The sequence below is a fragment of the Methylophaga thalassica MP genome (genome assembly GCF_000214595.1).
GTDB classification, from domain to species: Bacteria; Pseudomonadota; Gammaproteobacteria; order Nitrosococcales; family Methylophagaceae; genus Methylophaga; species Methylophaga thalassica.
This window is the reverse complement of record NZ_AFIG01000001.1, coordinates 814221-827500: the sequence shown is the minus strand read 5'-3', so window position 1 is coordinate 827500 and position 13280 is coordinate 814221. Positions and strand designations below refer to the sequence as shown.

The window sequence follows — 13280 nt, the reverse complement described above, 5'->3', positions numbered from 1 at the left end:
AATCAGAGGCTCAACGACACCACGTAACTCTTTAGCCTTAGGCAAAGTGGTACGAATGATTTCGTGTTCAAACAAAGATGTAGCCATGTTTTTGAACATAGCCTTTCTGTGGCTGCTGTTACGATTTAATTTACGACCAGAATTACGATGACGCATTGTTGTTACCCTATTCTTTTATGCTGAATTACTTCAGTATTATTTTTGCTCTAAAGAAGCAGGTGGCCAGTTATCTAAGTGCATGCCTAATGACAAACCTTTTGAAGCCAATACTTCTTTAATTTCCGTAAATGACTTTTTACCTAAGTTCGGCGTTTTCAGCAATTCCATTTCTGTACGCTGAATTAAGTCACCTACATAATAAATATTTTCTGCTTTTAAACAGTTAGCAGATCTGACAGTCAAATCAAGATCATCAATTGCTTGCAATAATGCTGGATCAACTGCAGGTTGTTTTGGTTCAGAAACACTTTCTTCAATGACAGTAAAGTCAACGAATGAAGTCAACTGATCGCTTAAGATAGTTGCAGCATATTTAATACTGTCTTCAGCTTCAAGCGTACCATCAGTTTCAACATCAATGATCAGCTTATCTAAGTCCGTGCGGTTTTCAACACGCGCACTTTCTACACTGTAAGTAACAAGACGTACAGGACTGAATGATGCGTCTAGATACAGTTGACCGATAGCACGGTCTTCTTCTTCACCCACATTACGAGTATTTGCTGCAGAGTAGCCACGGCCTTTTGTTACTTTAAAGGTAATAGAAAGGCTACCACCAGTCAGATTTGCAATCACATGTTCAGGATTTACAATCTCGACATTATGCGGTAACTGAATATCAGCTGCCGTAACAGGGCCAACACCCTCTTTATTAAGAGTCAAAACGACTTCATTACCTTCATGAAGCTTGACCGCAATGCCTTTCATGTTAAGAAGAATATCTAAAACATCTTCTTGAACGCCATCAATAGCCGAGTACTCATGTACAACGCCATCAATCTGGGCTTCAACAACTGCGGCGCCTTCCATTGAAGACAATAAAATTCTGCGCAGTGCATTACCTAAAGTATGACCAAAGCCACGCTCTAACGGCTCAAGTACAAGACGTGTACGCGTATCACTAAACTTTTGGATATCAACAATCCTTGGTTTTAGAAATTGACTCGTGTAAGTCGTCATGCAAATTCCTCTAGTAAACTTCTATTGAAGTTTAGTTATGATTATTTCGAGTAAAGCTCTACAACCAAGTTTTCTGATAATTCGGCTGGAAGCTCATCACGTTCTGGTAAACGTTTAAACGTACCAGAAAATGCTTTTGTATTAACTTCAACCCACTCAGGAAAACCTAATTGTTCTGCAACAGACATTGCGTTTGCAATACGCTCTTGCTTTTTAGCTTTTTCACGGATTTCGACGACATCGCCTTCTTTTACTTGATAAGAAGGGATATTGGTCGCTTTTCCGTTAACCAAAATAGCTTTGTGTGAAACAAGCTGTCTTGCCTCTGCACGCGTACCAGAAAATCCCATTCTATATACAACATTATCTAAACGTTGTTCTAGCATGCTTAACAGATTGACACCTGTAGCACCTTTCTTTTGATCTGCTGATTTGTAGTAGTTACGGAATTGTTTTTCTAAAACACCATAAATACGACGAATACGTTGTTTAGCACGAAGCTGTAGTGCGTAGTCTGAATCACGACCTCTACGAGCGCCATGTTGACCTGGTTTTGTTTCAATCTTGCATTTACTTTCGATTGGGTTGCCTCTGCTCTTTAGGAACAGATCCGTACCTTCTCTACGGCTTAATTTACAAGTTGGGCCACGATATTTTCCCATTATGTATTACTCCGAAATCTATTAAACGCGGCGACGCTTAGGTGGACGGCAACCGTTGTGAGGAATAGGTGTAACGTCTGAAATATTAGTAATTTTAAAACCTAAATTATTCAGAGCTCTTACAGCTGACTCACGACCTGGGCCAGGACCTTTGATTTCAACATCAAGGTTCTTCATACCAAATTCTTTAGCAACTTCTCCTGCTTTTTCAGCAGCAACCTGAGCTGCGAAAGGAGTGCTTTTACGTGAACCGCGGAAACCACAACCACCAGATGTTGCCCATGACAAGGCATTACCTTGACGATCCGTTATAGTAACGATTGTGTTGTTAAAAGAAGCGTGCACGTGTGCTACGCCATCAACAACATTCTTTTTTACACGTTTACGTTGTCGTGCTGATGAATTTGCCATCGTTTATCCTTACTTAACCATACGGCGAGGACCTTTACGAGTCCTTGCATTTGTTTTAGTTCTTTGGCCGCGAACCGGAAGACCTCTACGGTGGCGAACACCACGGAAACAACCAAGGTCTTTCAACCGTTTGATATCCATAGATACTTCACGACGTAAATCACCTTCTACAGTGAATTTTGCAACTTCGGTACGAAGCACTTCAACTTCCTGCTCAGACAAATCTCTTACTTTCGTGTCTGGAGCAATTCCAGCAGCTTCACAGATTGATTGAGCACGTGTGCGTCCGATACCGTAAATTGATGTTAAAGCAATTACAGTGTGCTTCTGCACAGGAACATTAATACCAGCTATACGAGCCATTGATTTACCCTAAATTCCTCAGGAGTGAACATTGAATTGTAACATACAATTGTTTTGTTCAACAACTAACTAAAGATATTCGCCAATTAACCTTGGCGCTGTTTATGACGAGCTTCTGAACAAATAACTCGTAAAACACCATTTCTTTTTACAATTTTACAATTGCGACAAATCTTTTTAACTGACGCCTGAACTTTCATGTTTTTTCTCCAGCAAACCTTGTTCGTGGTTCTAGCCTAAAAAGCCAGACATCCCACCATTATTTTTATTTGACTTTCTCATCAAACTTTCATACTGCTGAGACATCATGTGAGACTGGACTTGAGAAACAAAATCCATCACCACGACAACGATAATCAGCAGAGATGTACCACCAAAATAGAAAGGCACACTCCAATATAAAATCAGAAACTCTGGCAGCAAACACACCGCAGTAATATATATGGCACCAGCAAGGGTTAAACGCCCCATCACTGTGTCGATATATCTCGCTGTCTGCTCGCCTGGACGAATACCAGGAATAAAAGCGCCAGACTTCTGTAAGTTCTCTGCCGTTTCTTTAGGATTAAACACTAAGGCAGTGTAGAAGAAACAGAAGAAAACAATCGCTACAGCATAAGCCATAACATACATAGGTTGACCAGGAGACATCAGTGTTGATATATCCTTCAACCAGCCCATACCATCAGTCGAGCCAAACCAGCCGGCTATTGTAGCAGGAAACAGTATGATACTTGAAGCAAAAATTGGGGGTATTACACCTGCCATGTTCAATTTCAATGGGAGATGCGTTACCTGACCAGCAATCATTTTTCTGCCTTGCTGACGTTTTGCGTAATGTACAGGTATACGACGCTGTGCTCTTTCGACAAAAACAACAAACGCAGTAACAGCCAATGCCAAGAAAATCAGAGCAATTACTAAGAAAGCGTGAAGTTGTCCAGTTCTTGCCAATTCTAATGTGCCGCCTACCGCTGCGGGTAAACCAGCTACAATACCTGCAAAGATAATCAGTGAAATACCATTACCAATGCCACGCTCAGTAATCTGCTCGCCAAGCCACATCAGGAACATTGTTCCCGTCACCAGTGTAATCACGGCAGTTATACGAAACACAAAACCAGGGTCGATAACGACATTAACGCCTGAAGCACTTTGTGATTCCAATGCTATTGCGATACCAAGTGCCTGGAAGGTAGCTAAAACAAGTGTGCCGTAACGTGTATATTGAGTAATCTTACGTTTACCAGCCGCACCTTCTTTTTTCAGTTGTTCAAGTTTCGGATGAACAACTGTTAAAAGCTGCATGATAATCGATGCAGAGATGTATGGCATGATACCGAGGGCAAAAACAGACAAACGCTGCAAGGCACCACCTGAAAACATGTTAAACATGTCTAAGATGGTTCCTTTTTGCTGTTCAAACATGATCGCTAATGCCGCCGGATCTATACCTGGAACAGGCATAAATGTTCCCATACGGTAAACGATTAATGCTCCCAAAACGAAAAGCAGGCGACTTTTTAACTCGCCAAACTTACCGCTTCCGAGCATAGCTGCAGCAGCTTGTTGTCTGTTTTTTTCCACTTATATTACTCTTCGACTTTTCCGCCTGCAGCCTCAATCGCACTTTTTGCGCCTGCGGTTGCAACAATGCCTTTCAAACTAACTGCAGATTTAACTTCACCTGAGTTAATGACTTTCACACGCAATGTGTTTTCTGGGACGAGTCCAGCAGATTTCAGTGCTAACAAATCGATTGTATCTGCCGTAACTTTTTTCAGATCGTCTAAACGAATCTGAGCAGTTGTACGACCTACACGCGAACTGAAACCCACTTTAGGCAGTCGACGTTGTAAAGGCATCTGACCGCCTTCAAAACCTCTTTTATGAAATCCACCAGAGCGTGATTTCTGACCTTTGTGACCACGGCCACAGGTTTTGCCTAAACCAGATCCTATACCACGTCCAACACGTTTTGCTGATTTTTTTTCACCTTCAGCAGGAGCAAGTGTATTTAGGTTCATCTTAAACTTCCTCAACCTTTAATAAATACGATACATGATTGATCATGCCTCGATTTTCAGGTGTATCCAGCACGATGGCACTGCTTCCAGTTTTTCTAAGACCTAAACCAGATACACATGCTTTATGTTTTGCTAGACGACCAATGGTACTTTTCACCAAGGTGACTTTCAATTTAGCTTGTGATGACATCTTTATTATTCCGTAATCTCTTCAACTGTCTTACCACGTTTGGCAGCAATTGCTTCAGGATTATTCATATCAGTTAACCCTTTAATTGTTGCACGAACAACATTAAGTGGGTTAGTTGATCCATTTGACTTAGCCAATACGTTATGTACACCTACGGCATCGAATACTGCACGCATCGCACCACCGGCAATAACACCCGTACCTTCAGATGCAGGTTGCATGAATACTTTTGCTGCACCATGACTAGATTTAACTGCGTGCTGCAGTGTATCGCCTTTCAGAGCAACAGTTTTCATGTTTTTGCGAGCTTCATCCATTGCTTTTTGGATTGCGACAGGCACTTCACGAGCTTTACCTTGGCCGAAACCAACGCGGCCGTTTCCATCACCGACAACAGTCAAAGCAGAGAAACCAAATACGCGACCGCCTTTTACAACTTTAGCAACGCGACGAATACCAACTAATTTTTCAATTAAGCCATCAGAGTTATTGGCTTGTCTTTGATCATTCTGAGCCATGTTAATTACCTTTTAAATTAGAACTGAAGGCCGTTTTCACGGGCTGCATCAGCTAATGCTTTTACACGACCATGGTATCTAAAACCTGAACGATCGAAAGCGACTTCAGTAACACCTTGCTTAGCAGCACGCTCTGCAATAGCTTTACCTACAGCTGTTGCTGCATCAATATTGCCTGTAGCTTTAAGGTCTTTTTTCACTTCAGCATCTAAAGTCGATGCAGTAGCGATAACTTTAGAACTGTCATGAGTCAGAACTTGTGCGTAGATATGGCGAGGCGTTCTGTGAACAGTTAGTCTATATACTTCTAACTCTCTCAGCTTTGCACGCGCTCTAGCCGCTCTACGTAAACGTGAAATTTTCTTATCCATTTTTCAGCCTATTTACTTTTTCTTAGCTTCTTTACGAGCAACATGTTCGTCAGAATAACGTACACCTTTACCTTTATAAGGTTCAGGTGAACGGTATGCGCGAATTTCTGCTGCAACCTGACCAACAGCTTGCTTATCAGCACCCGAGACAACGATTTCTGTCTGACTTGGAGTTTCAACACTAATACCTTCTGGTACTTCGTATTGAACAGGGTGAGAAAAGCCTAGGGTTAGATCTAATTTGTTGCCTTGAGCTTTAGCACGGTAACCAACACCGACCAGAGTCAGCTTCTTAACAAAGCCTTCTGTAACGCCAATAACCATGTTATTGAGTAATGCGCGGGTTGTACCAGCTAAAGCAACTGCAGCTTGTGAATTAACATTTGCTGCAAATTTCAAAGCTGAATCTTCTTGGCTGACGCTAACATCAGGGTGAATATTACGTGTTAATGTTCCTTTTGAACCTTTAACCGTAACTTCTGTATCACTCAGTGAAATTTCTACGCCTGCCGGAATTTGTACTGGTGCATTTGCAATACGTGACATTTTACAATCTCCAATAAATAAAGGCTTAGCTAACAGCGCACAAAACTTCGCCGCCTTGACCTAAGGCGCGAGCTTTACGGTCAGCCATTACACCTTTAGATGTAGACACGATAGCAACACCTAAACCACCAACGACACGTGGCAATTCATCAGCTGATTTGTATACACGCAAACCAGGACGACTAACACGGTTAATTTCAGCGATTACAGGTTTACCCTCAAAATATTTAAGAGTGACTGTCAAGATTGATTTACCTTCTACATCACTCACATTGAATGATGAGATGTAACCTTCATCTTCTAGTACTTTTGCAATGCTAATCTTTACCTTAGATGAAGGCATTTTCACATCGACTTTGTTTGCTTGCTGTGCATTACGAATGCGAGTCAGCATATCAGCAATAGGATCTGTCATACTCATTTATATAGCTCCACTAATCAGGTTGGTAATTACCAACTAGCCATTACCAAACCAGGGATATCGCCCTTCATTGCATGCTCGCGCAGCTTATTTCTGGACAAACCAAATTTACGGTAATAACCGTGTGGTCTACCCGTTAATTCACAACGATTTCTCATGCGTACAGGACTTGAATTACGTGGAAGCGCGTGGAACTTTGTTGCCGCTGCTTCACGTTGTTCAGCAGGTAGAGACATATCCAACATTTGTTTCTTTAATTCCGCACGTTTTGCAGCGTATTTTTCAACCAGTTTCGCTCTTTTGATTTCGCGATTAATCATGCAACGTTTAGCCATAATCTTTTACCATCCAACCTTGTTTATTTTCTAAATGGAAACTTGAATGCAGTTAACAAAGCACGTGATTCTTCAGCATTTTTTGCTGTTGTTGTGATGGTCACATCCATACCACGTAATTTATCGATTCTGTCATATTCAATTTCTGGGAAGATAATTTGCTCTTTAATCCCCATACTATAGTTTCCCTGACCATCAAAAGACTTCGGATTTAAACCACGAAAATCTCTGATACGAGGAATTGAAATGGTAATCAGACGGTCAAGAAAGTCATACATGCGGTCAGCACGTAATGTCACTTTACATCCGATCGGCCAGCCTTCACGTACTTTAAAGCCTGCAACTGATTTCTTTGCTTTTGTAACAACTGGCTTTTGACCGGCAATTTTTTCCATGTCAGCCATTGCATTCTCAAGCACTTTCTTATCAGTTAATGCTTCACCAACACCCATATTCAGAGTGATTTTTGTGATGCGCGGCACTTCCATTACTGACTTATAGCTAAACTCGTCTTGTAACTGTTTAACTACTGTTTCACGATAATAATCTTTTAATCTGCTCACTGTGTTTTACCTAATACGAAGCTCAAGCGCTTACAACTTCGCCATTTGATTTGAAGAAGCGGACTTTTTTTCCATCTTCCAGCACTTTAAATCCTACTTTATCGCCCTTGCCAGTAGCAGGGTTTAATAAAGCCAGATTCGACCCATCAATCGGCATTTCTTTTTCTAAAATGCCACCTGTGCGACCTAGAGCCGGATTGGGTTTTTGATGTTTTTTGACTAAGTTAATGCCTTGTACGACAAACTTAACTTTTCCATCTTTCTCAATACGGCTTAAGATTTCGCCTTGTTTACCACGATCTTTGCCTGTTAATACAACAACTTGATCGCCTTTTTTCAATCTTTCCATCTCAGCGCTCCTTTATAGTACTTCTGGTGCCAGAGAAATAATCTTCATGAACTTTTCACCACGTAGTTCACGTGTAACTGGTCCAAAAATACGCGTACCGATTGGCTGCTGAGCCGCGTTCAGAAGTACTGCAGCATTTTCGTCAAAACGAATTACTGAACCATCTGGACGACGAACACCTTTACGTGTTCTTACGATAACTGCGTTATGAACAGTACCTTTCTTAACCTTACCGCGAGGGGCAGCTTCTTTGATTGTCACTTTAATGACATCACCGATACCTGCGTAGCGTTTATGCGAACCGCCCAACACTTTGATACATTCTACTCGTCTGGCACCGCTATTATCAGCGACTTCCAGACTACTTTGCATTTGAATCATGGTCTAAACTCCAAACTGAATAGTTGCTTTATTTCGCACGATCGATGATTTCGACCAACTTCCAGCACTTTGTCTTAGACTGTGGGCGAGTTGAGGCAACACTGACGGTATCACCAATGTTACATTCATTATTTTCATCATGAACATGTAACTTGGTAGAACGTCTTACATATTTTTTATAGATCGGATGGGCAACTCTACGTTCGATCAGAACGGTAATTGTTTTGTCCATCTTGTCACTAATGACACGACCGGTTAACGAACGTGCTGTACTTTGCTGATCACTCATTTCCGTGCCCTATCTCTTTTCGTTCAATACAGTCTTAATGCGAGCAATATCTCTACGTACACGTTGTAATTCACTGTTACGTGTTAATTGCCCAGTTGCATTCTGCATACGCAGATTAAACTGCTCTTTATGCAACTCACCTAGTTCTTTCACTAGATCTTCAGTTGTCTTTTGTCTAATTTCGCTTGCTTTCATTACAGTATCGCCCGCGTTACAAATGTGGTTTTAACGGGAAGTTTTGCTGCTGCCAGACGGAATGCTTCACGTGCAATCTCTTCAGACACACCTTCCATTTCATAGAGCATACGACCTGGTTGCACATTTGCTACCCAGTATTCTACGTTACCCTTACCTTTACCTTGACGAACTTCCAACGGTTTGCTGGAAATTGGTTTGTCAGGAAATACGCGAATCCAGATTTTACCGCCACGTTTAATGTGACGAGTCATTGCTCTACGAGCAGCCTCAATCTGACGCGCTGTAATACGTCCACGCTCAAGAGATTTTAAACCAAACTCACCGAAGCTAACTTTTGCTCCACGGTGGGCAAGACCTCTATTGCGCAGCTTCTGCTGCTTTCTAAATTTCGTTCTTTTTGGCTGTAACATTGGTTATAACCTTATTTTTCAGCTGCAGGTGTGTTTTGAGCATTTGTGTCAAAAACTTCACCTTTAAAAATCCAAACTTTGACACCGATGATACCGTAAGTCGTTTTAGCTTCCGCTGTACCATAGTCGATGTCAGCACGTAATGTATGTAAAGGCACACGACCTTCACGGTACCATTCTGTACGTGCGATTTCTGCTCCGTTCAGACGACCTGCAACATTAATACGAATACCTTCAGCACCTAAGCGCATTGTGTTTGTCACTGCACGTTTCATTGCACGACGGAACATAATACGACGCTCAAGTTGCTGCGCTACACTTTCAGCAACTAATGTTGCATCTAGTTCAGGCTTACGAATTTCTTCAACGCCCACATTGACAGGAACACCCATCAGTTTTGACGCTTCTTGACGCAACTTATCGATATCTTCGCCTTTTTTGCCAATAACAATACCCGGACGTGCTGTATGGATAGTGATTTTGGCAGTTTTGGCTGGTCTATCAATCTGGATCTTACTGACTGAAGCATGTGATAACTTTTGTTTAAGAAAATCACGTACTTTAAGATCATTGCTCAGCATATTTGAAAAATCTGCTGAATCGGCATACCAGATCGAATTCCAATCTTTAATTATACCAAGTCTAAAACCTGTTGGGTGAACCTTTTGTCCCATAAGTCTGCTCTCTTACTTCTCGTCTACAACCACAGTAATGTGGCTGGTGCGTTTAAGAATACGGTTGCCGCGGCCTTTAGCGCGAGCCTGCATACGTTTCATGGTAGGACCTTCGTCAACCATAACTGCTGAAACGACTAATTCGTCGATGTCGGCACCGTCATTATGTTCAGCGTTAGCGATCGCTGAGTCCAGCACGCCTTTCATAAGCTCTGCAGCTTTTTTAGGACTGAACGCGAGTAGATTGATTGCTCTTTCTACTGGCAAACCTCTGATTTGATCTGCAACCAAGCGCACCTTTTGTGCGGAAATGCGTGCGTAGCTGAGTTTAGCTTTTGTAGCCATATCTTAACCTTACCGTTTAGATTTCTTGTCAGCGGCATGACCTTTAAAGGTGCGAGTTGGTGAGAACTCACCCAACTTATGCCCAACCATATCTTCTGTAACAAACACGGGTACGTGTTGACGACCGTTATGAACGGCAATTGTTAAACCGATCATATCTGGAGAAATCATCGAACGACGTGACCAAGTTTTAATCGGACGTTTGTTATCAGTTTCTCTCGCTTCCAAGACCTTCTTTTCAAGGTGCTGGTCTATAAAAGGACCTTTTTTAATTGAACGCGGCATAGGATTCCCTAAATCTTATTTACGATTACGACGGCGTACGATCATATTGTCTGTACGCTTGTTTTTACGTGTCTTGTAGCCTTTAGTAGGCACACCCCAAGGTGTCACAGGATGACGACCACCAGATGTACGACCTTCACCACCACCATGTGGGTGATCAACCGGGTTCATTACAACACCACGTACTGTAGGACGAATACCACGCCAGCGTGTAGCACCCGCTTTACCTAATGAACGAAGAGAATGTTCACCGTTACCTACTTCACCCATTGTTGCTTTACAGTCTAATGGTACTTTGCGCATTTCACCGCTACGTAGGCGGATAGTGGCATAACCATTTTCACGGGCAACAAACTGAGCGCTGCTACCAGCACTACGTGCTAACTGAGCACCTTTGCCTGGTTTAAGCTCAATACAATGCACTGTGCTACCCAGCGGGATTGCAGATAATTTCAATGCATTACCAGCACGGATTGCAGCATCTTCACCTGACTCAAGACGGTCACCTGCTACAACACCTTTTGGTGCGATGATGTAACGCTTTTCACCGTCAACATAGGTCAGTAAAGCAATATGTGCAGTACGATTTGGATCGTATTCAATTCTTTCTACTATTGCTGGGATACCGTCTTTATTACGTTTAAAGTCAATTAAACGGTAACGTTGTTTATGGCCACCACCACGGTGACGCACGGTAATACGACCAGCGTTATTACGACCGCCAGACTTAGATTTCTTTTCAACTAACGGCGCATATGGTTGGCCGTTATGTAAGTCAGGTGTACTGACTTGAACAACGAATCTACGTCCAGCTGATGTAGGTTTAGCCTTTTTTAATGCCATTCCTGATTCCTCACACGTATTCTATTTTCTATTCGCCAAGGAAGTTGAGATCAGCACCATCAGCTAATGTCACATAGGCTTTTTTCCAGTCGCTACGTTTGCCCATTACTCGGCCTGTACGTTTGACTTTGCCTTTAACATTAGTTGTGGTTACTGCTGCAACTTTCACATCAAACAAGGTTTCAACAGCTTGTTTAATTTCGACTTTGTTGGCATTAGGTAATACTTTAAGTACAACCTGATTATTGTTTTCTGCAACACGTGATGCTTTCTCAGCAACCACGGGTCCTAGAATAATTTTTGTTAAGCGTTCTGAGTTCATGCGTATGACTCCTCTAGTTTACGGATAGAGTCTTCGCTCATGACGACTTTTTCAAAGCGCAACAATGCAACTGGGTTGATGTGCGCCGCATCAGTCGCTGCAATGTCGTATAGATTGCGCGATGCTAATGCCAAGTTGCCAGCTGCATTCTCAGTTACGATTAATGCATTAGACACACCCAAGCTTTCAGTTTTGCTTAGCAAATCTTTAGTTTTTGGTGAGTCGACTTCAACTTTGTCGACAACGATCAATGCATCATTACGACGTAACTCAGACAGAATCACTGCTAACGCTGAACGATACATCTTACGGTTAACTTTTTTGCTGTAATCACGATTAGTTGCAGCAAAAGTTTTACCACCTGAGCGCCATAATGGGCTACGGATTGTACCAGCACGAGCTCTACCACTACCTTTTTGTGAAAAAGGTTTACGGCCACCACCACTCACATCTGAGCGTGATTTTTGTGCATGTGTACCACTACGAGCACCAGCCAAGTATGCAGTAACAACTTGGTGAACTAATGACTCATTATACTCACGGTCAAATAAAGCATCAGAAACAGTAATGTTTCCTGCCTTTTTGCCGTCAAATGATTGTAATTGAAGATCCACGTTTATTCCCCTAAGAATCTTACTAGGCTTTTACAGCCGGGCGGATAATCACATCGCTTCCTGTAGCACCGGGCACTGAGCCTTTGACTAACAGTAAATTGCGCTCTGAATCCACCTTAACGATTGACAGGTTTTGAAGGGTACGTTTTTTGTCACCCATGTGTCCGGCCATTCTCTTGCCTTTGAAAACACGACCAGGTGTTTGACATTGACCGATTGAACCAGGTGCTCTGTGTGACAGAGAGTTACCATGAGTAGCATCACCACCACGGAATCCATAGCGTTTTACAACACCAGCGAAACCTTTACCTTTAGTGACACCAGAAACGTCAATCTTCTGTCCGTCTTCAAAAATATCAACTTTCAATTCTGAACCTAGTGCTAAGTCATTTAGTTCATCAACTCTGAACTCCATAACTTTACGACCAGCTGCAGCTTGCGCTTTTGCAAAGTGACCAGCCTGAGGCTTAGTAACACGTGATGCTTTACGCTCACCAACTGTAAGTTGAATAGCGTTATAACCATCTGTGTCGATAGTTTTAAGCTGACTTACACGATTTGGTTCTACTTCAATTACCGTTACTGGCGTAGAAACACCATCTTCAGAGAAGATGCGTGTCATACCACGCTTACGGCCGATGAGTCCGATAGTCATTGACCCAGCCCCTCTTAATTCAACTTAATCTGGACATCAACGCCGGCGGCGAGATCCAGTTTCATTAAAGCATCTACTGTTTTATCAGTAGGCTCAACAATATCCATAAGACGTTTGTGAGTACGAATTTCGTACTGTTCACGAGCATCTTTGTTCACGTGTGGTGAAATCAATACTGTGAAACGCTCTTTTTTGGTAGGCAACGGAATTGGACCGTTAATACGTGCACCAGTGCGTTTTGCAGTTTCAACAATTTCTTTTGCTGATTGATCAATCAAACGATGATCAAATGATTTCAGCCTAATTCTAATAGTTTGCGTTGCTGCCAT

At 42.2% G+C, this 13280-nt stretch carries 28 protein-coding genes (1 of these 28 only partly in view); all 28 read right to left on the bottom strand.

Annotated features, from left to right (window positions below; all coding sequences use genetic code 11):
• Window positions 1-156, bottom strand: partial view of a 50S ribosomal protein L17 gene (gene rplQ / locus MAMP_RS03965; protein WP_007144698.1) — the 5' end (the start) only. The gene continues 228 nt to the left of window position 1, outside the view; the window shows 156 of its 384 coding nt (coding positions 1-156); the start codon lies at window positions 154-156; the stop codon falls past the left edge of the window.
• Window positions 157-195: 39 nt separating this feature from the next.
• On the bottom strand, window positions 196-1179 hold the full coding sequence (locus tag MAMP_RS03960; protein WP_007144697.1) for a DNA-directed RNA polymerase subunit alpha: 984 nt from the start codon (window positions 1177-1179) through the stop codon (window positions 196-198).
• Between the two features lie 41 nt (window positions 1180-1220).
• Window positions 1221-1841 carry a 30S ribosomal protein S4 gene (gene rpsD, locus MAMP_RS03955; protein ID WP_007144696.1) on the bottom strand — a complete coding sequence of 207 codons (621 nt, stop codon included), beginning with the start codon at window positions 1839-1841 and terminating at the stop codon, window positions 1221-1223.
• A 21-nt stretch (window positions 1842-1862) separates the two neighbouring features.
• Window positions 1863-2252, bottom strand: coding sequence for a 30S ribosomal protein S11 (rpsK, locus tag MAMP_RS03950; protein WP_007144695.1), 390 nt, complete (start codon window positions 2250-2252; stop codon window positions 1863-1865).
• Window positions 2253-2261: 9 nt separating this feature from the next.
• Complete coding sequence (gene rpsM, locus MAMP_RS03945; RefSeq protein ID WP_007144694.1) at window positions 2262-2615, bottom strand: 30S ribosomal protein S13; 354 nt, start codon at window positions 2613-2615, stop codon at window positions 2262-2264.
• Window positions 2616-2701: 86 nt separating this feature from the next.
• Window positions 2702-2815 carry a 50S ribosomal protein L36 gene (rpmJ, locus tag MAMP_RS15845; protein ID WP_083821451.1) on the bottom strand — a complete coding sequence of 38 codons (114 nt, stop codon included), beginning with the start codon at window positions 2813-2815 and terminating at the stop codon, window positions 2702-2704.
• Between the two features lie 31 nt (window positions 2816-2846).
• Complete coding sequence (gene secY / locus MAMP_RS03940) at window positions 2847-4202, bottom strand: preprotein translocase subunit SecY (RefSeq protein ID WP_007144693.1); 1356 nt, start codon at window positions 4200-4202, stop codon at window positions 2847-2849.
• A 5-nt stretch (window positions 4203-4207) separates the two neighbouring features.
• Complete coding sequence (rplO, locus tag MAMP_RS03935; protein WP_007144692.1) at window positions 4208-4642, bottom strand: 50S ribosomal protein L15; 435 nt, start codon at window positions 4640-4642, stop codon at window positions 4208-4210.
• Between the two features lies 1 nt (window position 4643).
• The gene (rpmD, locus tag MAMP_RS03930) at window positions 4644-4832 is read right to left on the bottom strand and encodes a 50S ribosomal protein L30 (protein WP_007144691.1); all 189 of its coding nucleotides are present in this window, start codon (window positions 4830-4832) and stop codon (window positions 4644-4646) included.
• A gap of 5 nt (window positions 4833-4837) precedes the next feature.
• Window positions 4838-5350 (bottom strand): 30S ribosomal protein S5, encoded by a 513-nt coding sequence (rpsE, locus tag MAMP_RS03925; RefSeq protein WP_007144690.1) that lies wholly within the window; start codon window positions 5348-5350, stop codon window positions 4838-4840.
• Window positions 5351-5367: 17 nt separating this feature from the next.
• Window positions 5368-5721 (bottom strand): 50S ribosomal protein L18, encoded by a 354-nt coding sequence (rplR, locus tag MAMP_RS03920; protein WP_007144689.1) that lies wholly within the window; start codon window positions 5719-5721, stop codon window positions 5368-5370.
• Between the two features lie 12 nt (window positions 5722-5733).
• Window positions 5734-6267, bottom strand: a complete 534-nt coding sequence (gene rplF / locus MAMP_RS03915; RefSeq protein WP_007144688.1) for a 50S ribosomal protein L6 — start codon at window positions 6265-6267, stop codon at window positions 5734-5736.
• A 25-nt stretch (window positions 6268-6292) separates the two neighbouring features.
• Complete coding sequence (gene rpsH, locus MAMP_RS03910) at window positions 6293-6688, bottom strand: 30S ribosomal protein S8 (protein WP_007144687.1); 396 nt, start codon at window positions 6686-6688, stop codon at window positions 6293-6295.
• A gap of 29 nt (window positions 6689-6717) precedes the next feature.
• Window positions 6718-7023: a 30S ribosomal protein S14 gene (gene rpsN / locus MAMP_RS03905; RefSeq protein ID WP_007144686.1), complete on the bottom strand. Its 306-nt coding sequence runs from the start codon at window positions 7021-7023 to the stop codon at window positions 6718-6720.
• A 23-nt stretch (window positions 7024-7046) separates the two neighbouring features.
• Window positions 7047-7586 (bottom strand): 50S ribosomal protein L5, encoded by a 540-nt coding sequence (gene rplE, locus MAMP_RS03900; RefSeq protein ID WP_007144685.1) that lies wholly within the window; start codon window positions 7584-7586, stop codon window positions 7047-7049.
• A 22-nt stretch (window positions 7587-7608) separates the two neighbouring features.
• Window positions 7609-7935 (bottom strand): 50S ribosomal protein L24, encoded by a 327-nt coding sequence (gene rplX, locus MAMP_RS03895; protein WP_007144684.1) that lies wholly within the window; start codon window positions 7933-7935, stop codon window positions 7609-7611.
• Window positions 7936-7947: 12 nt separating this feature from the next.
• A complete protein-coding gene (gene rplN, locus MAMP_RS03890; protein WP_007144683.1) occupies window positions 7948-8316 on the bottom strand; it encodes a 50S ribosomal protein L14 in 369 nt (122 codons plus the stop codon).
• 28 nt (window positions 8317-8344) lie between these two features.
• Complete coding sequence (rpsQ, locus tag MAMP_RS03885; RefSeq protein WP_007144682.1) at window positions 8345-8605, bottom strand: 30S ribosomal protein S17; 261 nt, start codon at window positions 8603-8605, stop codon at window positions 8345-8347.
• A 9-nt stretch (window positions 8606-8614) separates the two neighbouring features.
• Window positions 8615-8800 (bottom strand): 50S ribosomal protein L29, encoded by a 186-nt coding sequence (gene rpmC, locus MAMP_RS03880; RefSeq protein ID WP_007144681.1) that lies wholly within the window; start codon window positions 8798-8800, stop codon window positions 8615-8617.
• Window positions 8800-9213: a 50S ribosomal protein L16 gene (gene rplP / locus MAMP_RS03875; protein ID WP_007144680.1), complete on the bottom strand. Its 414-nt coding sequence runs from the start codon at window positions 9211-9213 to the stop codon at window positions 8800-8802. Before rplP ends, rpmC begins: the two co-directional genes overlap by 1 nt.
• Before the next feature lie 11 nt (window positions 9214-9224).
• Window positions 9225-9887: a 30S ribosomal protein S3 gene (rpsC, locus tag MAMP_RS03870; RefSeq protein ID WP_007144679.1), complete on the bottom strand. Its 663-nt coding sequence runs from the start codon at window positions 9885-9887 to the stop codon at window positions 9225-9227.
• A gap of 12 nt (window positions 9888-9899) precedes the next feature.
• Window positions 9900-10232: a 50S ribosomal protein L22 gene (gene rplV, locus MAMP_RS03865; protein ID WP_007144678.1), complete on the bottom strand. Its 333-nt coding sequence runs from the start codon at window positions 10230-10232 to the stop codon at window positions 9900-9902.
• 9 nt (window positions 10233-10241) lie between these two features.
• The gene (gene rpsS / locus MAMP_RS03860) at window positions 10242-10517 is read right to left on the bottom strand and encodes a 30S ribosomal protein S19 (RefSeq protein WP_036311918.1); all 276 of its coding nucleotides are present in this window, start codon (window positions 10515-10517) and stop codon (window positions 10242-10244) included.
• Window positions 10518-10532: 15 nt separating this feature from the next.
• On the bottom strand, window positions 10533-11360 hold the full coding sequence (rplB, locus tag MAMP_RS03855; protein ID WP_007144676.1) for a 50S ribosomal protein L2: 828 nt from the start codon (window positions 11358-11360) through the stop codon (window positions 10533-10535).
• Between the two features lie 28 nt (window positions 11361-11388).
• On the bottom strand, window positions 11389-11682 hold the full coding sequence (rplW, locus tag MAMP_RS03850; RefSeq protein ID WP_007144675.1) for a 50S ribosomal protein L23: 294 nt from the start codon (window positions 11680-11682) through the stop codon (window positions 11389-11391).
• Window positions 11679-12296 (bottom strand): 50S ribosomal protein L4, encoded by a 618-nt coding sequence (rplD, locus tag MAMP_RS03845; RefSeq protein ID WP_007144674.1) that lies wholly within the window; start codon window positions 12294-12296, stop codon window positions 11679-11681. The genes rplW and rplD overlap by 4 nt, the downstream gene beginning before the upstream one ends.
• Before the next feature lie 22 nt (window positions 12297-12318).
• A complete protein-coding gene (rplC, locus tag MAMP_RS03840; RefSeq protein WP_007144673.1) occupies window positions 12319-12951 on the bottom strand; it encodes a 50S ribosomal protein L3 in 633 nt (210 codons plus the stop codon).
• A 14-nt stretch (window positions 12952-12965) separates the two neighbouring features.
• Window positions 12966-13280: a 30S ribosomal protein S10 gene (rpsJ, locus tag MAMP_RS03835; RefSeq protein ID WP_007144672.1), complete on the bottom strand. Its 315-nt coding sequence runs from the start codon at window positions 13278-13280 to the stop codon at window positions 12966-12968.